Annotated in this window: 23 protein-coding genes and 2 tRNA genes; 13 read left to right on the top strand and 12 right to left on the bottom strand. The window is 34.6% G+C overall.

Annotation, left to right across the window (positions count from 1 at the left end; translation table 11 throughout):
* The first annotated feature begins 8 nt into the window (after positions 1–8).
* The 3 genes from tsaE to LQZ75_RS07545 are packed head-to-tail and all read left to right on the top strand — an operon-like array spanning position 9 to position 1,534.
* Positions 9–470 carry a tRNA (adenosine(37)-N6)-threonylcarbamoyltransferase complex ATPase subunit type 1 TsaE gene (gene tsaE, locus LQZ75_RS07555; RefSeq protein WP_230097308.1) on the top strand — a complete coding sequence of 154 codons (462 nt, stop codon included), beginning with the start codon at positions 9–11 and terminating at the stop codon, positions 468–470.
* Positions 467–976, top strand: a complete 510-nt coding sequence (locus LQZ75_RS07550) for a GNAT family N-acetyltransferase (protein ID WP_230097218.1) — start codon at positions 467–469, stop codon at positions 974–976. Before tsaE ends, LQZ75_RS07550 begins: the two co-directional genes overlap by 4 nt.
* 24 nt (positions 977–1,000) lie before the next feature.
* Entirely contained in the window at positions 1,001–1,534 is a 534-nt protein-coding gene (locus LQZ75_RS07545; RefSeq protein WP_230097217.1) for a 3'-5' exonuclease, read from the top strand.
* A gap of 145 nt (positions 1,535–1,679) precedes the next feature.
* Here LQZ75_RS07545 and LQZ75_RS07540 read toward each other — a convergent pair whose 3' ends face one another.
* The gene (locus LQZ75_RS07540) at positions 1,680–3,800 is read right to left on the bottom strand and encodes a cation:proton antiporter (RefSeq protein ID WP_230097216.1); all 2,121 of its coding nucleotides are present in this window, start codon (positions 3,798–3,800) and stop codon (positions 1,680–1,682) included.
* Between the two features lie 441 nt (positions 3,801–4,241).
* On the opposite strand from LQZ75_RS07540, the gene LQZ75_RS07535 reads away from it, so the two are divergent.
* A complete protein-coding gene (locus LQZ75_RS07535; RefSeq protein ID WP_230097215.1) occupies positions 4,242–6,881 on the top strand; it encodes a KxYKxGKxW signal peptide domain-containing protein in 2,640 nt (879 codons plus the stop codon).
* Positions 6,882–7,177: 296 nt separating this feature from the next.
* Here LQZ75_RS07535 and murB read toward each other — a convergent pair whose 3' ends face one another.
* The 8 genes from murB to LQZ75_RS07495 form a co-directional block, all read right to left on the bottom strand.
* Complete coding sequence (murB, locus tag LQZ75_RS07530) at positions 7,178–8,074, bottom strand: UDP-N-acetylmuramate dehydrogenase (RefSeq protein ID WP_230097214.1); 897 nt, start codon at positions 8,072–8,074, stop codon at positions 7,178–7,180.
* Between the two features lie 148 nt (positions 8,075–8,222).
* A tRNA-Val gene (locus LQZ75_RS07525) sits at positions 8,223–8,295 on the bottom strand.
* 48 nt (positions 8,296–8,343) lie between these two features.
* Positions 8,344–8,781, bottom strand: a complete 438-nt coding sequence (locus LQZ75_RS07520; protein ID WP_230097213.1) for a hypothetical protein — start codon at positions 8,779–8,781, stop codon at positions 8,344–8,346.
* Between the two features lie 29 nt (positions 8,782–8,810).
* A complete protein-coding gene (locus tag LQZ75_RS07515; protein WP_230097212.1) occupies positions 8,811–10,046 on the bottom strand; it encodes a nuclease-related domain-containing protein in 1,236 nt (411 codons plus the stop codon).
* Between the two features lie 79 nt (positions 10,047–10,125).
* The gene (locus LQZ75_RS07510; RefSeq protein WP_230097211.1) at positions 10,126–11,826 is read right to left on the bottom strand and encodes a septation ring formation regulator EzrA; all 1,701 of its coding nucleotides are present in this window, start codon (positions 11,824–11,826) and stop codon (positions 10,126–10,128) included.
* A 644-nt stretch (positions 11,827–12,470) separates the two neighbouring features.
* On the bottom strand, positions 12,471–13,226 hold the full coding sequence (locus LQZ75_RS07505; RefSeq protein ID WP_230097210.1) for a site-specific integrase: 756 nt from the start codon (positions 13,224–13,226) through the stop codon (positions 12,471–12,473).
* A 48-nt stretch (positions 13,227–13,274) separates the two neighbouring features.
* Entirely contained in the window at positions 13,275–13,652 is a 378-nt protein-coding gene (locus LQZ75_RS07500; protein WP_230097209.1) for an Arm DNA-binding domain-containing protein, read from the bottom strand.
* Positions 13,653–13,720: 68 nt separating this feature from the next.
* Positions 13,721–14,254 carry a helix-turn-helix domain-containing protein gene (locus LQZ75_RS07495; protein ID WP_230097208.1) on the bottom strand — a complete coding sequence of 178 codons (534 nt, stop codon included), beginning with the start codon at positions 14,252–14,254 and terminating at the stop codon, positions 13,721–13,723.
* A gap of 118 nt (positions 14,255–14,372) precedes the next feature.
* Here LQZ75_RS07495 and LQZ75_RS07490 point away from each other — a divergent pair, with 118 nt between their 5' ends.
* The 7 genes from LQZ75_RS07490 to LQZ75_RS07460 all read left to right on the top strand — a co-directional run bounded on the left by LQZ75_RS07490 (position 14,373) and on the right by LQZ75_RS07460 (position 18,273).
* Entirely contained in the window at positions 14,373–14,564 is a 192-nt protein-coding gene (locus LQZ75_RS07490; protein WP_230097207.1) for a helix-turn-helix domain-containing protein, read from the top strand.
* Between the two features lie 16 nt (positions 14,565–14,580).
* Positions 14,581–14,856 carry a hypothetical protein gene (locus LQZ75_RS07485; RefSeq protein WP_230097206.1) on the top strand — a complete coding sequence of 92 codons (276 nt, stop codon included), beginning with the start codon at positions 14,581–14,583 and terminating at the stop codon, positions 14,854–14,856.
* Between the two features lie 13 nt (positions 14,857–14,869).
* On the top strand, positions 14,870–15,142 hold the full coding sequence (locus LQZ75_RS07480) for a hypothetical protein (protein ID WP_230097205.1): 273 nt from the start codon (positions 14,870–14,872) through the stop codon (positions 15,140–15,142).
* A gap of 70 nt (positions 15,143–15,212) precedes the next feature.
* Positions 15,213–15,563: an HTH domain-containing protein gene (locus LQZ75_RS07475; RefSeq protein ID WP_230097204.1), complete on the top strand. Its 351-nt coding sequence runs from the start codon at positions 15,213–15,215 to the stop codon at positions 15,561–15,563.
* 180 nt (positions 15,564–15,743) lie between these two features.
* Positions 15,744–16,637 (top strand): primase alpha helix C-terminal domain-containing protein, encoded by an 894-nt coding sequence (locus LQZ75_RS07470; protein WP_230097203.1) that lies wholly within the window; start codon positions 15,744–15,746, stop codon positions 16,635–16,637.
* Entirely contained in the window at positions 16,637–18,064 is a 1,428-nt protein-coding gene (locus LQZ75_RS07465) for a DNA primase family protein (RefSeq protein ID WP_230097202.1), read from the top strand. Before LQZ75_RS07470 ends, LQZ75_RS07465 begins: the two co-directional genes overlap by 1 nt.
* A gap of 20 nt (positions 18,065–18,084) precedes the next feature.
* A complete protein-coding gene (locus tag LQZ75_RS07460) occupies positions 18,085–18,273 on the top strand; it encodes a hypothetical protein (protein WP_230097201.1) in 189 nt (62 codons plus the stop codon).
* A 63-nt stretch (positions 18,274–18,336) separates the two neighbouring features.
* Here LQZ75_RS07460 and LQZ75_RS07455 read toward each other — a convergent pair whose 3' ends face one another.
* Entirely contained in the window at positions 18,337–19,416 is a 1,080-nt protein-coding gene (locus LQZ75_RS07455; RefSeq protein WP_230097200.1) for an Abi family protein, read from the bottom strand.
* Positions 19,417–20,046: 630 nt separating this feature from the next.
* On the opposite strand from LQZ75_RS07455, the gene LQZ75_RS07450 reads away from it, so the two are divergent.
* Positions 20,047–20,370: a hypothetical protein gene (locus tag LQZ75_RS07450; RefSeq protein WP_230097199.1), complete on the top strand. Its 324-nt coding sequence runs from the start codon at positions 20,047–20,049 to the stop codon at positions 20,368–20,370.
* A 1,760-nt stretch (positions 20,371–22,130) separates the two neighbouring features.
* A complete protein-coding gene (locus tag LQZ75_RS07445; protein WP_230097198.1) occupies positions 22,131–22,496 on the top strand; it encodes a DUF1304 domain-containing protein in 366 nt (121 codons plus the stop codon).
* A 63-nt stretch (positions 22,497–22,559) separates the two neighbouring features.
* Here the strand turns inward: LQZ75_RS07445 and LQZ75_RS07440 are convergent, their stop codons facing one another.
* A complete protein-coding gene (locus LQZ75_RS07440; protein WP_230097197.1) occupies positions 22,560–22,877 on the bottom strand; it encodes a magnetosome magnetite crystal formation protein family in 318 nt (105 codons plus the stop codon).
* Positions 22,878–24,079: 1,202 nt separating this feature from the next.
* A tRNA-Arg gene (locus tag LQZ75_RS07435) sits at positions 24,080–24,151 on the bottom strand.
* Between the last annotated feature and the right edge of the window lie 116 nt (positions 24,152–24,267).

The following is a 24,267-nucleotide window of genomic DNA, read 5'->3' as shown; positions in this document are numbered from 1 at the left end:
ATATGGACATGAAAACTTTTAAAATTAATGATGCAGCAACTACACAAACTTTAGGTCAACAACTAGGCCAAATCGTCAGTGCCGGGGATGTCATTTTGTTAGATGGTGACCTGGGTGCTGGTAAGACAACTTTTACCAAAGGCATCGCTCTTGGTTTAGGTATTGAACGCAATATTAAAAGCCCCACTTTTACGATTATTCGTGAATACAAAACTGGGCGGCTCCCCCTCTATCATATGGACGTTTATCGTTTAGAAGATGGCGGTGGGGATGAACTAGGTTTAGATGAATATTTCAATGGTAACGGTGTTTGCGTCGTTGAATGGTCGCAATTTGTGGCCAGTGAACTACCTAAAAATTATTTAAAAATTGCCTTTAAACGTGATGACAGTAACCTTGACTCAACCAATCGAACAATTAGCATTACTGCAATTGGTACCCACTATGAAGGGATTTTGAATCAACTATGACAACTGAACAACATGAAGTAAGTATTCGTCCTGCCACTCCCGAGGATTCTGCTAATTTGTTAGCATTACTTAAACAACTTCAAACTGAAAGTACGACCTTTGAAATTGCCAATAATTTAAACGAATTAACGGTAACTGAAGAAGCACATCAAATTGAACTTATTCAAGCAACGACAACCAATATTATTTTAGTTGCTGCCCTAGGTGATGAACTAATCGGACTAGCAACCGCCATTGAACGCAATGATCATTCAAACACGAGTGAAGTCGGGGTTGCTGTTCTTAAAGAGGTTTACCATAACGGCCTTGGTACCGCACTAGTTGATGAATTAATTTACTGGGCAGAATCATTTAGTACTCTTGATGAATTAGGCTTAACCGTCTATCAAGATAATATTGCTGCTGTTAAGATATATGAAAAATTAGGTTTTACAGATACACCCCAACAAGTGGCTACCCCTAATGTACGTACAATGGTATACGAGTTAGCCCCACTGATTGGTTAACTATATTTTGGAGGATTAATTAGATTGGATTTTATTGCCTTTGATTTTGAAACTGCTAATGCGAGCCGGAATAGTGCCGTTTCCTTAGCACTAACTGTTGTCCGTAATGATCAAATTGTTGATGAATTTTATAGTCTGCTTAATCCGCAGACTGATTTTCATTGGCGTAATGTACAAATTCATGGTATTCATGCGGCCGACGTTGTCGATGCCCCGACCTTTGCGGAACTTTGGCCAACAATTGCCCCCTTTTTTGCACCGGATAAATTAGTAATTGCGCATAATGCTGCGTTTGATAATAGTGTTTTAAAGGCATCATTGCTTGCCAATAGTATCCATATACCTTCTTATTTATCACTTGATACTGTTCGGGTTGCTAAAAAAGTATTCCCTAATTTAGCTAATCACAAACTTAATACAGTCGCTGACTACTTACAGATTCCGCTTGATCATCACCACAACGCGCTTGATGATAGTGTCGCAGCAGCCAATATTTTGTTAAACATTAACCAACAATTTGGACCTAATATTGTCCAACCATTTATTAAAGTGATTTAAGTCGTTTAAAAAAGCTGCGCCAGAAGTCAGGCAATATCGCCAAATATACTAAAAAAGCCTCCCTGAAGATTTTTTTCTTCAGGGAGGCTTTTAGTGTATTGAGTAGTAAATTACTACTCTGCCACAATTTTTGTTATTACTAAATTTAGTGCGTTAAAAATTCGTTGAGCACTGCATTTTCAGAATAATTAATAGCTTGGCGTAAATTCATCGCCGTTTTACTAGTTATTTGCTGCGTTTCTTGTAATAAATTAACCCCTTCACGTTGCGTATTTAACGCAATCATTGCTAATTCAGAGTATTGTTGCTTTGTATCAATTGGATCATCTTGATTTCGTAACTTAATTTTTTCAATTCGATTTCGATATTGAATGATTAAATTATAAACTGCTTGATGCTTATATTGATGTTCACGACCATGTTGTTCGATATACTCAGACAAGCCTTTAATCGCGGCCTTGGCCATCTCATGACGGGCTAAATCATATTGTGCTTGTAATTCAGCTGTATGCCCATCACTAAACCAAATTCGGACTAAACGGAAAAAGCTACGCAGTGACCGTTCAATCCATTTACTTGAGAATACAAAATGTTGTTGTAAATAACTTTCCAATTCTCTTTCTTGACGTTCAATTTGGCGAATTTCTGAGTGATATACCAACGGATCAATCTGTTCTTCTGCCAATAAACGCATTAGACATTGTTGCTCTAAATCAAAACCAACTTTTCGAACTTCAATTTCCTCTTTTATAACTGGTGCAATTTCTGCATCAGTATGTGCTTGGAGTTGTAGTTTCCGAATTAAAAATTGATATTTTAAAATAATATCATATACCGTTGTTTGATTATTTTCACGCCGTTTACTCTCTAATGTTCGAATAGCCATTTGCAACGTAAAAATCCGGGCATCACTTTCTTTCATTTTAGTAACGGCTTCTGTTTCATGATCATCATCTAACTCAAGGTCATCTGTATCATCTTCATCAAACGTTACCTTACCAATTTTATCGGCAACAAACGGTAACGTTACCACTGCAATTATGAGACTAAACAAAATTGCTAGCGCTGCAATCCCAATCATTAATTCACGCATAGGGAACGGCTCACCACCCTGAACAGCAACCGGCACTGATAAGATACCAGCCATCGTAATGGCACCACGCACACCAGTTAAACCGGATAGCACAGCAACTTTGAATGAAACTTCCGCATCAGCAGCCGTATCTTTAGTTACTAGTTTCCGGATTATCTGGCCACCGTACACCCAAAGAACCCGAATTGCAAAAATAATAAACCAAACAATAAAGGCATATAAAATGACAGTTAGTAAATCAAAATCATTTTTACTGGTATTAATTTGTGTTGCTAATGGTAACTCAATCCCTAAAATAACAAACAATAAACCGTTTAATATGTAAGAGATAATATTCCAAGAATTAATTGTTATTAATGATAGCTCTGGTGAATCACCAATTTTTTTACTATCGTGGAGATTAGCTAAAATACCGGCAGCCACAACAGCAATTACTCCTGAAGCGTGAAAACCTTCTTCGGCAATAAAGAAAACTACAAATGGTGTAATCAATTGTAAGACGACATGGAAGATAATATCGTCAATCCCTTTCATCAATAAATAGTCACGCGCCGCATTAATAATCTGCATCACGACTAAACCAACAATAATTCCAAGTGCGGTAGTAATAAACATAGAACTAAAAATATCAACGGCTGAACCTAGCGTGAAATGAAACGAAACACTAACCGTTGCGGCAATTGCAAATTTAAACGCCACCAAACCACTAGCGTCATTAATCAAACTTTCACCAGCCACTAAGTGCATAATATTTTCTGGTAAATGGACCGATTTAGCAATCGCATGGACCGCAACTGGATCAGTTGGTGATAAAATTGCGGCCAAGGCAATTGCGGCTGTTAAAGGCATTTCTGGTATTAAGAGGTTAATTAAATACCCCCCAACACCAGTCGTGATTAAAACTAATATAATCGCATTCCCAAAAATTGGACCACGTAATTCCCATAATTCACGCTTTGGAAAGCGCCATGCATCATTAAACAATAACGGTGCAATGAAGAGCAGTAAAAACCAACTTGTTTCTAACTTAATTGAAACATTTAAAGTCATCGCGACTAAAATCCCTAACGCAATTTGAATAATACTTACAGGAATTTTTGGTAGCACTTGACCAATAACATGTGAACTAATCACAAGAACAATTAGTAGTAATACTAATTCCAAAATTGGCATTTAGTTTCCCCCTGTCAATTTATTTATACTTCTTAATTTTAGCATATTCTTAAGGCTTATTTAAAATATGCCGCAAAAAAAGACTAAAATGACATCTTCATTTTAGTCTTTTTTATACAATCCCAACAGATTATCAATTGCTTTCCCAAAACATTTTTTGTAAAATTCCCATTTTTTCTCAAGCTTTTGCTAATCGTCTTTTAACGTCTTAAATTTTTTAAGGTAACGTATTGAATTTATTAGGGTTCTATTCAGTGGATTAGCGTGATAAATAATTATCAAATTATGTTAATCATCTACATTCGCTATTTTTGTACCCGAACTATAAAAAATATTATTTGTTAAAATTATTGTAATAAAGTTAAATGTAATTGCTATTTAAGTATGCTATATTTAAATAGATTAATTAACTATAAATTTTAAATTAAAGGCGGAAATAGTATGGATGCTTCAAAGCGCTTCAAAATGTACAAAAGTGGCAAACAATGGGTAGTGGCAGGTTTACTTGCTCTTAGTTTTCTAGGCGTAGGTATCAGTTCAAACAATCACGTTCACGCTGATCAAACTATCCCGGCTGCTCAAAGTACCAAACCGGCTCAAAACACACAACAATCTCAGAATGCATTAACTAATCAAGCCAAAGAAAAAGCTACCACTACATCAACGGCTGATTCCAAATTAAAACAAGCCTTCACGGATTACGTTACCATTAATCAAAAGCGCGTCTTGGCCGTTTATACACAAGCCTCAGCTGATATTTTCAGAGCTGGCTTAGCCACCGCCGTTAAAACAACTCAACAGCCAACTTTAACTGATGATCAAATTTACAGTGGCTACGGTGCTTTGAACAATGGTATTAGCCAACTTCAAATTGATGCCAGTAACTTGGCAAATTATGTTAACCAGGCCAAAGCTGTTGATTTGAGCAATTACACGCAAGCCAGTCGCGATAATTTCACTACTAAAGTAAACACATTAGCTAATTTAGCTAAAAATGCGCAAAACAGTGTCACATTACTCAATGCAATAAATGCCGTTCGTGATGCTCAAGCAGCTTTGACAATTGACCAAGCGCATCGAACGACTCAGCCAGCTACACCAACGGCTGATCCCAAATTAAAAAAAGACTTCACGGATTACGTTACCATTAATCAAAAGCGCGTCTTGGCCGTTTATACACAAGCCTCAGCTGATATTTTCAGAGCTGGCTTAGCCACCGCCGTTAAAACAACTCAACAGCCAACTTTAACTGATGATCAAATTTACAGTGGCTACGGTGCTTTGAACAATGGTATTAGCCAACTTCAAATTGATGCCAGTAACTTGGCAAATTATGTTAACCAGGCCAAAGCTGTTGATTTGAGCAATTACACGCAAGCCAGTCGCGATAATTTCACTACTAAAGTAAACACATTAGCTAATTTAGCTAAAAATGCGCAAAACAGTGTCACATTACTCAATGCAATAAATGCCGTTCGTGATGCTCAAGCAGCTTTGACAATTGATCATACTATTGTTGACCAAGCACAGCAGCTTCAAGATTACTTACACGTGCAACAAAAACGTGTTTTAGCTGTATACACTGATTACAGTGCTAGTTATTTTAGTAAACAACTCGATAAAGCGGTTAACACTTATCATTCAATTAATCGAAGTATGAATGACATTAACCAAAGTTACGCTCAAGTCAATGATGGTATTGCTAACTTACGTTGGGATAGTCAAAAACTCGCCAATTATTACAATACAGCCATTGATGCACAAACTTGGCAATATACCAAAGTAACCGCGCAACCTTATAAAGATGCGGCCTATTCTTTACAAAAGTTAGCTGAAGAAAAAGCTGATTCAGGTACTTTAGTAACTGCGGTTAACCGTTTGCGTGATACCCAAGCATCATTGGTAACTATTCCCTCTGAAATTCAATTAGTTGATTACATTCATCAATTACAAAATATTGATTTAAACCATTATACAAAAGATAGCGGAGACGCCTTCAATGACAAGTTATACCAAATTGTTGATTTTTATCATGCTGACCGACACAGTGATGCACAAAACCAAGACGCTATCAATCAATTAACAACTGCTAAAAATCGTCTCATTAAATCAACTGGTGCTGATAGTACAACTCGTAACAATTTACTAACAACCATTCGTCAGGCTCAAGCGGTTCATGGGTGGTTATATCGCAATTATACCTACCAAAATATGAATAATGTATTAGCTAAAGCCGTTGATGTTTATCACAATCAAGATGCCGATAACGCAACAGTTAATCAAAACAATGCTGAATTAAAACAAGCGATTAACAGTTTGATTTTAGCGTATAACCGTTGGCACGATAACGATTACTCCGCTCAATTTTTAGCAGGGGCACGTCAAAATAGTTTTAACATTGGTGGAAAAACATATAACTTTAAGATTACCGACCAAGCCAACACTCACAGTTACGGTAGAACAAACTTCGTAGCAGCTGGTTGTACTGAAAATGCGTTAGCGAATGCCATGAAATTAGCCGGGTTGTTACCTGATGGTTTTAAAGTATCCGATGTGGCCGCTAAGGCTTGGAATATCCAAACGGGTGGTTTAGATGTATCACAAGGTGTTACGCGCTACAATCAACAATCATTAGGTTCAGTTGGTGATTACGCCGCCGTTAGTATGAGTCAAGTAAGTAATGTAATTGCCCAAACTAATCAACAACTTGGTTTATTTAGCGGTCAACAAAATTTCATTCCCGTTGGCTCAACTTACTTTGGCTACGGCTTAGGTTATAATAAAGGTGTCATGGTGGCTAATCAAATTCAACAATGGCGTAGCCAAGGTTATTTTGTAACGTTACTGGTGCGTGCTGCCGGTACTAATGATTCCGCAGATCACGCGGTTACTGTACTATCAATGGATCAAGACTTCCGATACGGTGACAATATCAACGTCTTAGATTCATACCATGGCGTTGGTTCATACAATGGCTTAGCACAAGGACTATCAAACATGCAAAAAGTGCAATATGCCTACAAAGCCATTGCTTACAAAGCAGTGGACTGGAATGGAAATCAGATTTGGAACCAATATTAAAAAGTATTCTAATGTAAAAATTCTAGCGTACACTGCACCCTCGAGTTGGAGTAAATCCACTCGAGGTTTTTTTATATATTTTTAGCAAAAAGTGAAACCGTTCTTAGTTGGAACATTAAAAGTGTGCACAGTTCACTAAGAGCAATATCAACCATTTGATGAATTAGGGATTATCGAATCTATAAATTACTATAACCATAAACTGATTAAAGAAAAATTGGATGGCATGATTCTGGTTGAATTCCAGAATCATACCATCCAATTTATGGGGGCGGTTCATTTTAGTCTTTTACTTTTTAATCGTCACCTAATATCCGGACTTCCGTTTCAAGACGGACTTGATCTTTTGCCCACACAGTTACCTGAACGTGTCTAATTACAGCTAAAAAGTCATTAGCACTAGCATTATCAATATTAACGACAAACCCAGCATGTTTTGTAGATACTTCAGCACCACCAACCCGGAATCCTTGTAAATCAGCTTCCATAATTAATTTACCGGCAAAATAACCAACTGGCCGCTTAAATGTTGAACCTGCTGATGGTAATTCTAATGGTTGTTTTGAGGCCCGGCGAAAATTAAAATCATCCATAACAGCCCGAATTGCTACTTTATCACCTGGTTGCAAAGCAAAGTAAGCTCGTAAAACAACATCATGATTATGTTGCATAATACTATCCCGATAAGCTAATTGAGCTTCATCAAGAGTATACGTCTTAAATTCACCAGCACGCGTTAAGACATCGACTTTACTCATAACATCTTTGGTTTCACCACCATATGCACCGGCATTCATAAAAATTGCCCCCCCAATTGAGCCAGGAATTCCTGCGGCCCATTCAAGACCAGTTAACCCTTCTTGATAGGCAAACTCGGATGTTGCAATCGTTAATTCACCCGCCATGGCAGCAATTTCATCCCCTTGACGTTCAATTCCAAGGAGTTTTGTCATCATTAACACTAAGCCACGAATACCACCATCTTTAATAATTAAATTTGATGAATTTCCTAAAACGGTTAATGGTAATTGAACTTCTCGTGCATAATCAACCAAAAGTTTAGTTTCAGCAACCGTCGTTGGAAACGCCAACCAATCAGCCGGACCACCAATTTTAGTATGCGTATATTTATTTAAGGCTTCATCTTTTAAAATTTCAATTGTTGGAAACTTTTGCATTAAATCAGTTGTCATGTCTTAACCTTCTTATTTTTAATTCCAAATAACCATTTTAAAACTACCTAACGGTTTGTATTGATAACTCATCAGGTAATTGCAAACAAAAAAGCTAGACCCGCATTGCGAATCTAGCTTCACTTGTAAAGCAAATGCTTTTATTTGATGGAAGATACAGGGCTCGAACCTGTGACCCTCTGCTTGTAAGGCAGATGCTCTCCCAACTGAGCTAATCTTCCAAATGACTATACTATTAATTATAGCATAGTCAAAATTTATTACAACAATTAATTTTTACCAAATTTAGTTTTTTGATCTGGTGTTAAGCGCCATTCAAAATAATGATCTGCTAACTCAAGCGTTTTATTTAAATTAGCTTGCGTAAATTCCTTACCAACTTCACGCCGTAATTCGGTTTCTAATAAGCCACTTAACTCTTCCCATAATGGACCGACCCCTAATAAAATTTTAAGTTCGCCTTGTTCTTGATGGTCCTTAGTCTTAAAGATAACTTGTACTCGGGCAGCAAAGCTTCGGTAAGCAATAAAATCAGCTGTCAAAGCCCCTTCTGTCCATGAAAAAGTTGGAAATACTACAACCGATGTGCCAAAGCGTTCTTCAATTGCTTCTGTAACCATTTGTTGTACTTCAACTAAATATAGATCGCGTAACTCATCATTTTGTCCACCAGACGTTGTTTCTTCCGTCTTCTTTTTAAAAATCATTTCTCTCACCTTCCGTACATTCAATCATATTATTGATATATTTGTTCCCTTTGCTCATAGATATATTGAGCAATATTATACCGCCGTTCTAGTTCATATGCATCACTTAAAAATGCTTCATTCGGTAAAAAATATTGAAATTCACGATTTTCTTCAAGGGCTTCTTTCAGAACCCCAATAATCTTGGCAATTTCATCATTTTCTAAAACCACTTGGCGTGTCTTGCGAACATCATGGACAAGCGTGTCATATAATAATCCGACCCGTACAACATGTTCAGCTGAGTAATTGGCAATCTCGACATTTTCATTGGGAATAACAAAAACAGGGGTTGTTAATAACTTAACTGGTGCAACATCTTTTAATTGCTTTGAGCCAAACAATACCCCTTCAACTGCAGCAATATGTAAATCATTTTGATTAGTAACATTTTCCTGTGGCGCCCCAATTCGTTGCCATTGACCATCTCTACTAATTGTTAATTTTTGTTCCTGATTTTTATTAGCACCGTAATTTTTTACTTCTAAAACATGAATACCAAACATTGAAATAACAATAAAATCAATTTCCGTTGCTCCCACAACATTCCCATTTGAATCAAACTCTGGTAGCGTCGGATTTTTGATATATGCCAAATGGTGTTGTTCAAGTTTTGCTTGTACAATTTGTTCACCACGAACACCATAATAGCGACCACGCTGCTCATAATTCATTTTACGAATCATCACTTGTAAATTTTGCAGTTCTTCAAGTTGTTGTGGTTTTGGTAATAAATTCCGTTTGATTAAAATTGCTTGTAGCGTCTTTTCATCTTCAAATTTACTACTTAATTCAACTATTAAGGAAATCCATTCATTAATAGTTGATAGCATTGAAGCAGGTGGGACATCATTATCGGCACCAAATTTATTTTGTAACACATTTAAATTTTCATATGCGGTCGCCATGTTAGTATTAATTGCCGTGACTCCCGGAACTGGTAATTTTTTACGTGCTGTTTTATAACCGCCACGCGTTAAAGCTTGTTTCACATTCTTAATCAGTTTATCTTCATCCCGGGCAACTGGATTAGCATGTATCCGCTGATTTTCATCGTATTCTGTTTCAAATTCAACCCAATCACCAACTTGAACTGGTTGATAATTAGCCCAAGCAAGTAAGAAAAAAATTGATTGATTATCATCACTATTAATAAACCCATAACCACCCGTATGTCGCCGATGATCGTATGGTACAATTTCGCGTACCTTTCCATGAAATTCCATTTTAAAACCTCTTAAACAAACGAAAACGACTACCTTCTGCATCGAATTTAGTCGTTTGTCACGTTATAACTTAAATTATTTAATCTAATTGTGCACTAATTTTTTCTTGAATACCCGGCTCGACTTGTTCAAGTGCCGCACCTAAAATTTCACGAGCATGTGCAAAATCAAAATGATTTTGATAAGCCATTAAAGCTTCATTGTATGCCTCTGAAATTGCTCGGTCATTCATTCGATAACGATTTGATGATTGAAATAGTTGTTCAGCAAATCGTGCATCATAGTATAACCGGTCAGTCGCATGTTTCAAGGTCACAATATCCGCTTGAATGCTATCTAGTTGTGTCTTTATTTCGTTCATATTGATATGTGAATTTTGTAAAGCACGATCAAGGCGATCAATTTGATTAATGATTCGTTCATAAAGATGGCGGTAATCACTTGGTAACCCTGGTAAATTCCAATGTTCAACTTCACGTTTGATATCACGAACGGAAAAAGCGGCTTTTTCAAATTGCTTTTGGGCATCTTTTTCACGATCTTTAAGTCCTTGAAGGGCTTCCCAAATGTCTTGTTGTTTTTCTTCAACATCAGTTAAATCATCTTCAAACTTTTCAAATTGTTCACCAATTTGACTATAAATCGCTTTACCAAATTGGATATCAAGCACCGTTTGACGATAGTCCGTTTCAATTTGTTTAATTTGTTGCGCAAATTCTTGTGTTTTTGCCTCTTCATGATCAGTTAAAATATACCGTTGGCCGATACGATCAAGTTCAATCATTAGTAAATGATTTTGATGCCGGGCATGATTAATGAATGTTTCAATCTGCTTTTTAGTATGACCGACTTCTTTTTTAGCGTCCATTTCAACTTGAAATTGTGCATACAAGTTATCAATTTGTTGAGAGATAACTTCAGTATTAGCAGCTGCATCATCAATGGCTAAATCACGTAACATATTATTAGTAATTACCCGACTAGTTTCAACACCTGCAATTTCTGTGGCTAAACGTTTGTTAGGGAACAAGTATCCATCCGCCGTTAATTGTTGAAAAGCCGCTTCTAATTCTTTAATTTGGGCTGGAAAATCAGTTTGGATTTGTTTTTCAACAATCGGAATCTGATCAATTATACGTTCTAACCGTTCCGTCTCCGTATGTAATTGCGTATAAATATCCGAAGCGGCTGTATGATCACCTTGCTCTGTTAAATGTGTAAATTCATCAAAATCATCTTCTAAACTTGCTAACATTTCTTCTAATTTATCAATTGATTCACCAAATTCAAAATTACGAGTTAACAATGTTTTACGCAGCGTTTGGTATTCAACTTCTAATTTTTTAACAGCCTCGCGGTGTTCAGCATCCATCCGTTGTAAGGCTTCAATTCCTTGACGAACATCAACAATATGACCTGCAATTTGATCAAGTAAGTCATTTAAATTTTTTAAACTTTGCTTGGCTTTAACGACATTCCAACCTTTACTTTCAAAAAGCACATCTTCGGCCTTCTGATCAAATGCTTTAAAATCAACCTTTTCAATCTGTTTATATTCTGTTTGTAAATCATCAAAGCGTTTTAAAGATTGACCCGTTAGGCTAAGTTTTTTACCTTCAACCAAACTTAACTTCGTGTCTAATTCCATTAATTTTTGTTTTTTATCTTGTAATGCTTTAACTTGCTTCGTTGTGGTGCGTTGCATCACAAAAATTACCACGTATACAACGATTGCAACGATTACAATCCCTATAATTACACGTAAAGGTCCACTATTCATAAATAATCCCTTCGTAATCCAATTTTACTAACTTGTTTTGCCAAGTTACCTTTTGAATAAGTATAGCACATCAAGCGTTCTATACTAAAAATACCTTCAACAATTTTACATAAAATAGGCCCATTTATTCAAGTTATCAAGTTATTTGTCTCTTAAAAAAACAATAACATTAAAAAACACCTTGTAACCGAAATTAATCAATTACAAGGTGTTAATTAGTGCGTCCGGAGGGAGTCGAACACACCAGGTAGCTAAATGCTGACATACCAACGTTTAGAAGGGTTTTCACTAACTATTTATGCCGTTTGGCTGTCCCTTTTGCTGTCCTTTAGTAAAATAAAGCTTCCTATTTATAATATATAGATACTTAGACACCATTTTGTATAAACTACACGAGCACAATTGGTATACCTCTATATATTTTTTATTTAAAACTATGTCTAAAAAAAATGGAACAAATAGAACAAAACCCATCTAACCACTTGGTATATATAGGTTTACAACACTTGTAAAACGTTCCAAAAATGGAACATTTGGCTAAAAACGGCTATTTTTTTGGAACAAACACCATCATTTTTGGAACACTTTTGGAACAAACTCTATTTTTCACACCTTTTATTACTAAAAATCAAAAATTGGTATAGTTAGAAACCAACATAACTACTAAATAACTCAGTAGACTCATGTTGTCCCTTTTCTGTTACCGCTGCATATATATCTAGTGTGGTCTTAACATCGGTATGACCAAGCTGTTTTTGTAGTTGCTTAACGTTCATCCCTGCTTCAATTGCTAATGTGGCGTATGTGTGACGAAACCCATGTATTGTTATAGTTGGTAAATTGGTATTGGTTAGTATTTTCTTTAACCAATGGTTTGGTGTCATTACATTTATTAGGCTGTTATCTATAAACCTACTAAATACAAGTTGATCACTCTTAGCTCCAATATTAAAGCCATACTCAAACATCACACTTCTTTGTAGCATTCGCCAACGTTTTAACATCGTTATGGTGTTCTCATCAATAATAAGAGTTCTAGTACCTGCTTGTGTTTTAGTTGTATTACTTACAAACAACTTATTATCTAACCCTCTTGTAATGGTTTTATTAATTGAAATAGTTGAGCTAGCTAAGTCTATATCACTCCATGTTAGAGACAATAACTCTGACTTACGAGCACCAGTAAATGCCAGCAATCTAAAATAAACGCTTACCAGCTCTTTATCATCCCCATTATACGATTTATCTAAACCACTAAAGAACTCTTGTAATTGGTCTTTATCCAGCCAATTATCAGACGATTTAACATTATTCTTACTAGTTATTTTCTTCTTAGGCAAGGTTACGCTTTTAAATTGATTTTTAGTGATAACATCCATATCAATAGCAAAATCAAACACTTTGCTAACATATTGAACTAGTTTATTAAAATAAACTAACTCCCCTGATCACTTATTAACTAGCTTTTGAGCAAATGGTAATGTTACCTTTTCAACTAGTACCCCATCTAATGCACCCTTTACAAATACATGATTATTAAACATCGCTGTAACCTTGTTAAGTGTAGCTTGTGATACGGTATTAGTGTAACTAGGCAACCACTGCTCATATAAATCATTAAAGGTTATAATATTTGATTTTTCAATTTTCCCCTTATTTTCAAAGTCCAGTTTTAGCTGATTAATAGCTTTCTGGGCTTCTTTTTTTGTTTTAAATCCCGCCCGTTTTGTTGTTACTTTCTTATGTGTATAAGGGTCTAACCCTAAGTAAACTTGTGCTTTCCACAGTTTTACACCGTTTTTTGTATATTGTTGATAAGTTGCCATTTCATCATGTCCTCTCTTAATCACCGCTACGCAATAGACTATGTACTTAATCGAGGGGATGAATGGTATTACTTACCTAAATATATTTTTTTGCAGTGTACTGCTAGATCCTCTAAACCATCAAACATTTCTATGACTGGATCACTATAATGTTCTTCATCATATTCTTCATCATCTAAATAACATACTAATTCTGTCAATAGTTCAAAAATAATGACATTTTTTTCTTTATACTTCCCGGACATACCGATTTTTTTTGTTTTTCCTAAAACACTTTGCATAGTTTCCAATAGTAAACCTGTTTCAAATTTAACATCTAAATTATTAAACTTAACTGTTGGAAATGCCCTTTCAGCTAGTGCTGTTGGCTCTGCTACTACATCATCAAACGTTTTATTCGTATTATCATTATCTTGATCATGTTCACCTAATAAATAAAAAACGCCGACATTTAATATATCTGACATCTTCCTTATTACATCGAGTTTAGGTTCTCGTTTCCCTTGTTCGTATAAAGAAACGGCCTGCCTTGTTATCCCTAGTTCTGTAGCTAATTGTTGTTGTGATAGACCAGCTTTTTCTCTACATTCTTTTAATCGCATTGCCATTCCTCCTTGCTAAAAGAATACTTTAATCTACAAAAATGTGCAACAATATGTTGACGAGCAACACTTTGTTGCATATAATAATAGCAACAATATGTTGACAGGAGGGAACGAAATGCAACTATCTAGCACAACAGTTATTGCTGTAAAGCGGCTACGAGGGGAATTAAATATATCTGTTTTAGAACTTTCTAGACAAACTGGTATTAGTCGATGGACTTTAGATAAATTATTCAACGGAAAAACAAACAATGTACGACCTACAACCTACGAAAAGCTAAATAATTGGCTTGCAAAACAAATTTAATCGAGGACATACGAAGATGAACACAAACCAAACTATCCAAACTTTAGCAACTGAAGGCATGTTAAAAGCTGAAAACCTAAAAAATGCAATTAAGTACATCTACAACTTATCAAATGAAGATATGACAATATCACAAGAGAAACAAGCGCTTGGTGTATATGACGCTTCTAGACTATTAGCCCCAATGATATTAGAGCATGCCGTTGATCTATATGAGTTGTTACAGCAAGCTAACAAGATTGTAGACGAGTTAGACAACGAGCCATTAATGACCTCTATTGCAACTAAATAACTGGAGGTATTGAATGGGACTATTAACGACCGAGCAACAAACAGAGTTACAAGACCTTATCCAAAATATGGTTACTAGTGCTTGTAAAAGGGCAGTTATTACTACCCACCGACTAACTCCCCAACAAGCCATCGAGTACATCGGTGTAATAAGTAGCTATAACAGTTTAAAAAAGCTAGTTAGTCAAGGACTTAAAAAGCACCAGCTAAATGGTAAAACCTATTACTTAAGAAATGAAATAGATGAATTTATCAAGAATAACGACATCCCCAGTAATTTAGATTAAATATGTGCAACGCTACGCAATAGACTATGTACGTGATCGGGGATGAACTAAAAAGCAAAGGAAATGGTTTATGGAGTCATTGAATTTAAAATTATTAACCCTAATACCAGTGGGGACAGAACGAACGGTAACAGGTAAAACTTTACAAACGCTTTTAAATGCAAGCGAACGAGAAATTAAAAACGACATACAGCGTTTACGCTTTGCGGGTGTCCCTATTGGAGCTAGTAAGACAAATCCAGCGGGTTATTACATTATTACTAACCCAGCCGAACAAAAACGCTATTCAAGTGCCATAGAGAACCAAGCACTAACATCTCTAAGAGTTGCAACTGCAATAAAAAACGCCGATTTACTCAATTGGAAAGACCAAATATTAAACCAGCGTAGTAATTATGTTAAAGAAACTTTGAACCAATAAAAGCCATTATGTCCCCGACTAAGAATAAATAAGATTGCATAATGACAATGATAATAATACCCAAAATAAAAAAGCTATCGTTTCCCCCTACCACGAGTTAAACAATAGCTATACAAGTCTAACGGTTAATACTGCCGTTTTCTGTATTAATTATACCACAAGCACAAAGGAGGCTTAGAGATGATTTACGTACAAAATGGTTTAGTTAATAACAACATAAAGCCAATAAAAAGCGATTTAAGCGACTTTGATTATTTGATGAATTATAACCCACAATCATTTTCAAAAGCCAGTAATGCCCAATTATCTAACCCAGATAACAAGGATATTAAGCATAATAAAGCGAACTATGTTTTTGCGGGTTCTTTCAAGGAACTAAAGCGTAACGATAGTAATTTGTTATACCGTACACTGTTATTTGTTGACCTAGATAATACTAATAAGCCATATCAAAGTGTTATAGACATACTAGGCAAAAGTGACATTAATAAACTTTCATATATAGCATATCCCACAATAAAGAATGGTTTTACTGATAATTCACGCCTGCGGTTGGTTATCGACTTAGATAGAAATATCAGTAAAGAGGAATGGCAACCATTAACCGAGCTTGTGGGTAAAATAATAGGTTTAGAAGTTGATAGCAATGCTAATAATAAATGGAGTCAAGCGCATGGTTTACCCCTGCTAACACCGCATAACACAGCAAATATGATCATACGCCATAAAGGCAACAAATTACACGTTGATAAGTTACTAAGTATGTACAAACCAATCCACAAAGCACAACTTACTACTAAAACACTAACACCAACTAGCAATAACAGTGGGAATACATGGCAAAAACAAAACTCCCAGCACTTAACCGAACTATTAAATGGTTTACCAGAGGGAGAACGTAACAACGGCCTATTTGTCTTTATTAAGCACTTTCTATTTATTACAGGTGGCGATAGTGAACTGGTTTATGAACTTGCTACCATGATGAACTTACAGTCACATCCCCCATTACAAGATATCGAATTAAACAATACATTTATATCAGCATACAGAAGCTATAAAGGGGGTAAATAATGGCCATACCTGACAATATAAAAGACGAAATACAAGCCATTGACGAAACAACGCCCACTAGTAATAACCCTGATTGGCTATTTGTAGATGAAAATGGAGTAAAAAGGATTAGCACTACACTGTTAGGGGATGAAATACTTAAAGAATTACCTTTAATATTAACAAATGATCTAACTAACGGAGCATATTATAATGGCCAAAATTGGCAAGAACTATCGAGTAAAGACTCTTTAAAATTATTATTAGGTAGTGTTATAACTCGTAAACTAGTACAAGTGAATAAATATAGCTCACGTAAAAAGAATGAAGTTAGTGATTATATAACAAGCATGAGTTACCAAAATACTTTTTCTCCCTTTTTAGAACCTACACCACAGTTAGTTAGTTTTAAAAATGGTACTTATGACATCCACACAAACGAATTGAGACCAAACAAACCAGATGACTATATACTTGGTGGTTTACCTTATGAATTAGATACCAGTGGCCGAGATACACCATATATTAATGCAATGCTTGATTATATGGTTGGTGCTGAACAAAGTAAATTTTTAACTGAATATATCGGCTATATGTTTTACAAATCTTATGCACCATTTAACATATTTGTGATTATACAAGGTATAGCGGGTAATGGTAAAAGTACATTAATAGATACCCTTATTAAGCCCTTGCTATCAGTAGCGAACATTAGTAATTTATCTTTAGAACAATTAACATCCAATGACGAGGGAGCTAAATTCTATCCTGCCCAGTTACTTGGTATGTATGCCAATATAGCAATGGACTTAAAAACCATGTATATATCATCTCCTGACATCATTAAAAGCCTGACCGGTAATGATGGAGTTACTGCACAAAAGAAACATGGCCAACCATTTAACTTTGTAAACTATGCCACCATGCTATACGGTGCTAATGAACTGCCTATTATGAAACATGATATTGGTATCTTTAGTAGAGCTGTTATATTACCAACCATTGCCCCATTGGTACGAGACAACCCAGCAGAGAAAGCCAAGCGGGAAAGGTTATTTCCAGCTAACGAGATTAAAAAAGAGCTACCAGCCTTTGCTTATAAGGCAATGACACTGTTTAACATAGCAAGACTAGAGGGAAAACTTTCAAAAACCACTAATATGATAAATGCCACTAATGAATGGTATTACAGCGATCCATTAAGCCGGTATTTAAAAGAATGTACCGCAAATTGTGAACATGGTAGCGGTATTAGCACAACTTATATATGGCAACATTATCAAGATTGGCTTATCGAAGAGGGATTAAACGTATCATCATTTAAAAAAAATACTTTCATCAAGGAATTAGAACAGCGTGGCCATCCCCGCATTAAGTCACGTAAAGGTTCTAGCGATGATGGCAAGTCCACCTATCGCTTTGATGGTTTGGAATTAATGAATAATTAATAAAGGAGTATACAAAATATATGATTAAAGAATTATATTTAAAGTGGAAAAAACGTAAATACGAGAATTTTGTATATTCCTTAGATAGTTATGAAATGGAAAAATTAGGCTCTTTACTTTGGCAGTATGGACAGCGAAAAGGTCTTTCAATTGAAAAACTTAATTCTATGAGTATTCCTGAACTTTTTGAAACAATTCTTAGAAGCTAGGATCATACTATCCACAACAATAAATAAAGCCACTACCTGCATTAGGTGGTGGCTTTTTATTTGTTATTTTCTGTTTTTCCGTGCTAAGAGTCGTCTATGTCTTTTTTCTATTAATTTCTCTACCTCCTCTAAATCTTCAAAATTACATACACTTAAACATTCTTTTATTGTTTCTAATTTAATTTGCGAACTAGTCTTCTTTTCTTCACCGAACAACTCAAAAATCACATCTTTATTTTTAAATCCATAAGCATCATCATTGACACCATTGAATAATGATAATAAAGAACTCGTTAAATCTGTGAATTTATATTTAGTATTAATCTCTTTAATTAAATAAACTATGATAACGATTGGCAACGCAATTTTATTAGTTGCTTCGTTATCATTAATTTGTATGAATGATTCAGCTCCACTAGGCACCTTAGGTTTTGTTCGAATTGTTAGATCTATTAAATTTCCATTGTGGCAACAAATATTTCTAATTAAATTAATACAATCTAACCAACTAATTAATTCTTTAAACGTACAATTAAAATCTTCAGCTATTTTTTTCCTATTGTCATTATTCATCAATTTTAATATATGTATTGATTGTCCTAAGGTAAATGTATTTACCAACAACCAAATTGGTGGAAATACATCATTACTTTGTGAATTAAATGCCTTAATATCTTTGTTAGAAGATTTTTTCACAGCAGATTGTAAACTAGAAAGAAATTTTAATTTTTCATTTTCTAAAAAAAATTTATCTATTTGAACATTTTTTAAATATCTGTTTTTACCTGAATTTTGACACCATTTGTAAAAATTTTGGTATCCAAATGGTCCATAATTTTCACCCATATAGTATGAAATTTTAGTATTTAATGTAACCTCAATATCTTCAATTGCTTGTAATATATTTTGCTTAAATCGTTTATCTCTATAATATCTTGCTACTATTTGACTAAAAGTAATGCCATTGTATGTTTTTGTTTCAGAATCATAAAATGGATATGCATAGCTTTTGAGCGAATAATATCCAATTGAAGATATTGTCTTCAATTGTCTCTCTTCGTTCACGTTAATACCTTCCATTCCTCGATCACGAAACAATTCCAATTGGCTTTTAAAATCTAATTGTGCTAATTCTATTGTCATCATTCACCTACAAAAAAACCCTGCGATTGGACGAATCCGTTAAGCAGGGTGTTGATTTATGTAAGATTATTATATACACAGTTATTATTTTTTGGCAATAGAAATGCTCATTTTCTAAAATTATATTTACTCTCTAATTTTAGAAATACCATGCTTCACAAACGGAATAATATTCTTGCTTACATGTTATGTTTTATTGCCAGCTTTTACAAAGTCCTCTCATCTTGATGCTTTCTAGCATCCCGTATTTACCACTATTTATAGCCCCCCTCACATAAGAAAACACATACCCATGTAAATCAACACTATTGCACCGTTCTTTCTAAAATCAATGGTATGCCCCCCTATTTTGCTTTATGATCGCAGACAACAACATGCTAATATTTTGTTTTTTCATATTGAGAAATACTAAGATTTATGTTGTCTTTTGTTACCCTTAAACGTTAAAACAACTACCCAGAGTATCGCCGAAAAGTTGCATTCTAATAGCACAAATAAGTAATAAAAAGAGCAACGTTTAACCCTTGGGTGTTACCTGCTTATTACAATTAACATAGTGATTTTTACTACTTTTTACTACCTTTTCATATATCATATAAAGATATTTTTAAATTAACACGGAGTTTAGACATGAATAATATTATTACTATGATTGAACAAGATCCACTTAATAAAGAAGTAACAACTTGGTGGATAAAACAGCTATGCTTTAACGTCACCATAGCAAACGAGTTTTTAACTGTAATACTTAACAAAGAAGAAAAAGAAATACACCCATTCCTATTACTACACCAATTCGATGATTGGGTAACATACGGCCTTACTTCTTTAGATAATTACATATTACATGACTTTGATAAATACAAATTAAACTCATACGTTTTTATTAGTACAGTTCAGGAATACATAGAATTAGCAAAAGTAAAATTAGTAGTTGTATCAGGGGATGATTAATAATAATCGTCAAACTTAATAATGGTATTACACCACTAGCTAATAAAATTAACATACGTAGTTATAAAGTTTGTGTGTTTCCACGCTGTTTTATGACTGCATTTTTTAGACAAAACTATTTTTTGAACCTCACCAAACCTCACCTTTTTTGCATTTTACATGCTATAAATTTGTATGGTATTTTATGGCTAAAATTATTTTTTGAACCTAACAAAACCTAACATTTTTTGCTTTTTGCATGTTGAGAAATGTTGAGATTTTTACGCTTTTGTATGTTAACAAATATTAACATTTTACCCCTTTTTAAATGTTGGGATTTGTTGGGGTTAGGGCACTTTTAAATGATGGCTAATGTAGGAGTTAAAGCACGTTTAAATGTTGGTATTTGTTGGTATTAGAGCCCTTTTGCAACCTGGTATTTCCTAGTATTTATCAATGCTTTCAAGCTTGCAAATACTAGCCTTAAACGCCTTTTAAACAGCTTCCTTTACATTGATTTAAGTACGCTTAACAACAGCACTAAAGCCCCGAAATATGCCATTTAGGACGAGACAAAACACGACAACGAGACAAGACACGACGAGACAACGAGACAACGCAAAAAAGGTTACAAAAAAAGGGTTCAAAAGGACTCAAAAAGGGACTCAAAGGGTTCAAATAAAAATGGGTATAAAATCACTTAAAAACGCCACTTTTTTATGTCCATTTTTTGCACACTGCAACCAAAATCAAGCCGACTAAAACTAGATTAATACATCCCCAATTGCGGGGATGAAACCCTAATGTTTTTTAGTTGTTAATCTATCGTGATCAGGGGTAAAAGCATAAATTCGCAACTACTTGCGAAAATCAGGTATAAAGCGCCAAAAGTGGTGCTTTATTAACTATATGACGACCTAGTTTAAATCTAGTCCGATGAAACTTAACGAATTTCACAAAGTAGCGTTAGTTTAATTATATGAATATGACGCTCTATGTTAAACATAGCCCGATTAATCTTAATACATTAGCAATTGTGGACTTGCAGGTACATTTGACTTACCATGCTTATAACGAAACGTTACAAGCGTGGACTTGCAGGTACACTGGTATGTATTTTCAGGGCGTGCTTGTATGCACACTCTCAAAAAATTAATAACAACCGTTCTTAAAACACAGTTGTCCATAATAGGACAATCAGCATTATTAGGACGTAGATAAATGTTATAGCCCTTATATTCTCCATTTGTGGGGAAATTTTAAATTAATGAAATATACCACCATCAAGACCTTTGTGGAGGAATTAAAAATACATAGCACGTTACTGAACTTCGTTAATTACTATAATTAATTCGTTGTCCCTCTAAAGGACAGCGGATAAGCAAGCTTGGTGTATTCCGCACTTGTGAGGAAATATAAAGGAGTTATCGAAAAGTGCCACATCTTTTTTATGTTTGTCATGAGTGGCAAAATTATGTATTCGTTATCACTCAAAATGATAACGGAATTAAATTTGTGTCCACAAGTCCTTATCGTTCAAATCGATAACGAAATTGCTATAATACCGTGGTCAATTTGATTGACTTCAAACTTTTTCTATCTTACACATATCCGCTATACTTTAACGGGACAGCGAAACGCTTTAGCTATCTTTCCCGTATTGTTGGGAATTGTATTGTATATCCGTAGTCGTTCAAAACGACCTCGATATTTTTTGAATCATCCCCACTAGCTAATAAGTTGTTATATAATAACAATATTGATTGATAGGAGAAAATTTTATGGACATACTTATTAAAATATTGAGCACCTTAGTAGCAATTGAATTTATATTTATTATGTATTTAGAAACATTTGCTACCACGTCAAAAAAGACGGCAGAAACATTTAATTTAACAGAAGAAGATTTTACTAACGATAAAGTTAAACTATTACTAAAAAACCAAGGTGTCTATAATGGCCTTATTGGTATGGTAGTTTTATACGCCACATTTTTTGCACTAAATGGGAATGCTATGTTAGTTGGTAGTATGATCTACATAATTTTAGTAGCCATTTACGGCGCTTACTCTAGTTCTAATATTAGTATCTTTTTCAAACAGGCTACTTTATCAGTAATTACCTTAGTATTACTACTTCTTTTTTAATAAGACATTTAGAACATACTAAAAAAGGCTACACAGTATTTATTTACTGGTAGCCTTTTTATTTTACTCTGCTAATAATGCCTTAACACCTAAAACTAAATCATAGATATAAGTTACTACTGAAATTAATCCTAAAATACCAAATACTATAATTGCTATCCATCCCGTAACTGATGAATCATTAGTTGATAGCCCTGTTATTCCAATAAAAATAATAGCTAAAATACCTGCTACTGTTGGTACAATTTGTAAAAATAATGCTTTTTTAGCATTTCTTTTCACATCAAAGTCACCAGCAGCGAACCAAATTATAATTGGTATAAGTACGGGTGCAAATAGAATGGAAAAATACGATAATGCGTTAATAAATTTAGATTGCATATTATCTGTCTCCTATAATGTATAGTTTATTCATTATAGGATAACAAATTACACGTAAAAAGCAATTACATATATATTGTGGTTATAGTGAAATATATACGGGTGTACCTGAAAGTACGACCGTTGTTAGATCATACAAGTGTGCTTACAAGCACGGTTGTTATGCCATTTATACCAGTGTGTTTATAAGCACGGAGGTTGCAAGTGTGGACTTAACCACGGTTGTATAATTATACTTCCACTATGTGCTTTCAGACACAAAATATTACTAAAAACATATATAATAAAAAACCACCTTAGATGAACGACTAAGGTGGTTTAAAACTATACGTCATACATGAGCTATATGATTGACTTGATAAGTATAGCATAACTACATAATGAAATGTTAAAAAATATCAATTTTATGTATGTTTCATTCACTATTTTATACTCCCCCCTACAAAAAAGATTTTCAATTTGTCGCCGTCAATCACGAGAATTAATTGTTACGATTGCTATTCTTTCACAAAATACACGGGGGATGTTAAGTAGCTTTAACTATTTATACCAATGTACTTACAGGTACGGGGGTGATTATATTATTTGGTACGTGCTTTCAATCACGCACCATTAGTTTACCTAAGTACGCCACTTTTGGCGGAAAACGCCCTAAATTTAACTTATATCGATGACACTTAGCCATTGCCAAAAATGGCAACGAGTATACAAGCACTATAACAAGTTTAAAGGTAGTTATAACTCACGACACCTTTTATTAAAACACCAAATTAGTACCCCAGATCATGCTAATTTGCTATATTTAATGGCTTGTGTTCCATTTTTATATACTTGTGTTCCAAAAAAAACGGGTTTGTTCCATAAATGTTCCAAAAAAATCACGTTCTTAATACCCTACAAAGTCAGTTATACCAAGTGTTTAGACTACTTTTGTTCTATTTGTTCCAAAAATATCCGGGAAAGTTTTGTTTCTAGAAAATTAGGCACAAAAAAAGACATACCTTTATAGGTATGCCACATAAGCAATTGCGCAACGATGATTATTAATTTAGGTTATTTTGGCTGTCCTTTTAGCTGTCCCTTGCTGTCCTTTTGGCTGTCCCTAGAATGACATCAATTGACGCGTTTTGACAAACACATCCCCTAAAACGTTGCTATATCAACCATTTTGACACGTATTGATATATTTTGATAAATCAGAATGCGTCCGGAGGGAGTCGAACCCCCATTGCTAGAACCGGAATCTAGAGTGATATCCATTACACTACGGACGCATATTTAAACAACATAGTATATTATACATGGAATTAACATAATTGTACAACGTTATTTTAATTTAAATTTCCCATTACACTTTCACTGATAATAGTATATAATATTACCAATTTAT

The organism is Periweissella fabaria, from assembly GCF_918814575.1.
GTDB lineage: Bacteria > Bacillota > Bacilli > Lactobacillales > Lactobacillaceae > Periweissella > Periweissella fabaria.
This window is presented reverse-complemented; position numbering and strand designations above follow the sequence as displayed.

What these genes read in the sequence shown, in the direction of transcription:
- LQZ75_RS07495 (WP_230097208.1), bottom strand. Translation starts at nt 14,254, where the DNA reads ATGCGATTAAAAGAATGTAGAGAAAAAGCTGGTCTATCACAACAACAA.
- LQZ75_RS07540 (WP_230097216.1), bottom strand. Translation starts at nt 3,800, where the DNA reads ATGCCAATTTTGGAATTAGTATTACTACTAATTGTTCTTGTGATTAGT.
- LQZ75_RS07440 (WP_230097197.1), bottom strand. Translation starts at nt 22,877, where the DNA reads ATGCAATCTAAATTTATTAACGCATTATCGTATTTTTCCATTCTATTT.
- murB (WP_230097214.1), bottom strand. Translation starts at nt 8,074, where the DNA reads ATGACAACTGATTTAATGCAAAAGTTTCCAACAATTGAAATTTTAAAA.
- LQZ75_RS07485 (WP_230097206.1), top strand. Translation starts at nt 14,581, where the DNA reads ATGAACACAAACCAAACTATCCAAACTTTAGCAACTGAAGGCATGTTA.
- LQZ75_RS07475 (WP_230097204.1), top strand. Translation starts at nt 15,213, where the DNA reads ATGGAGTCATTGAATTTAAAATTATTAACCCTAATACCAGTGGGGACA.
- LQZ75_RS07470 (WP_230097203.1), top strand. Translation starts at nt 15,744, where the DNA reads ATGATTTACGTACAAAATGGTTTAGTTAATAACAACATAAAGCCAATA.
- LQZ75_RS07450 (WP_230097199.1), top strand. Translation starts at nt 20,047, where the DNA reads ATGAATAATATTATTACTATGATTGAACAAGATCCACTTAATAAAGAA.
- LQZ75_RS07465 (WP_230097202.1), top strand. Translation starts at nt 16,637, where the DNA reads ATGGCCATACCTGACAATATAAAAGACGAAATACAAGCCATTGACGAA.
- LQZ75_RS07510 (WP_230097211.1), bottom strand. Translation starts at nt 11,826, where the DNA reads ATGAATAGTGGACCTTTACGTGTAATTATAGGGATTGTAATCGTTGCA.
- LQZ75_RS07500 (WP_230097209.1), bottom strand. Translation starts at nt 13,652, where the DNA reads ATGGCAACTTATCAACAATATACAAAAAACGGTGTAAAACTGTGGAAA.
- LQZ75_RS07520 (WP_230097213.1), bottom strand. Translation starts at nt 8,781, where the DNA reads ATGATTTTTAAAAAGAAGACGGAAGAAACAACGTCTGGTGGACAAAAT.
- LQZ75_RS07535 (WP_230097215.1), top strand. Translation starts at nt 4,242, where the DNA reads ATGGATGCTTCAAAGCGCTTCAAAATGTACAAAAGTGGCAAACAATGG.
- LQZ75_RS07455 (WP_230097200.1), bottom strand. Translation starts at nt 19,416, where the DNA reads ATGACAATAGAATTAGCACAATTAGATTTTAAAAGCCAATTGGAATTG.
- LQZ75_RS07445 (WP_230097198.1), top strand. Translation starts at nt 22,131, where the DNA reads ATGGACATACTTATTAAAATATTGAGCACCTTAGTAGCAATTGAATTT.
- tsaE (WP_230097308.1), top strand. Translation starts at nt 9, where the DNA reads ATGAAAACTTTTAAAATTAATGATGCAGCAACTACACAAACTTTAGGT.
- LQZ75_RS07480 (WP_230097205.1), top strand. Translation starts at nt 14,870, where the DNA reads ATGGGACTATTAACGACCGAGCAACAAACAGAGTTACAAGACCTTATC.
- LQZ75_RS07550 (WP_230097218.1), top strand. Translation starts at nt 467, where the DNA reads ATGACAACTGAACAACATGAAGTAAGTATTCGTCCTGCCACTCCCGAG.
- LQZ75_RS07515 (WP_230097212.1), bottom strand. Translation starts at nt 10,046, where the DNA reads ATGGAATTTCATGGAAAGGTACGCGAAATTGTACCATACGATCATCGG.
- LQZ75_RS07460 (WP_230097201.1), top strand. Translation starts at nt 18,085, where the DNA reads ATGATTAAAGAATTATATTTAAAGTGGAAAAAACGTAAATACGAGAAT.
- LQZ75_RS07490 (WP_230097207.1), top strand. Translation starts at nt 14,373, where the DNA reads ATGCAACTATCTAGCACAACAGTTATTGCTGTAAAGCGGCTACGAGGG.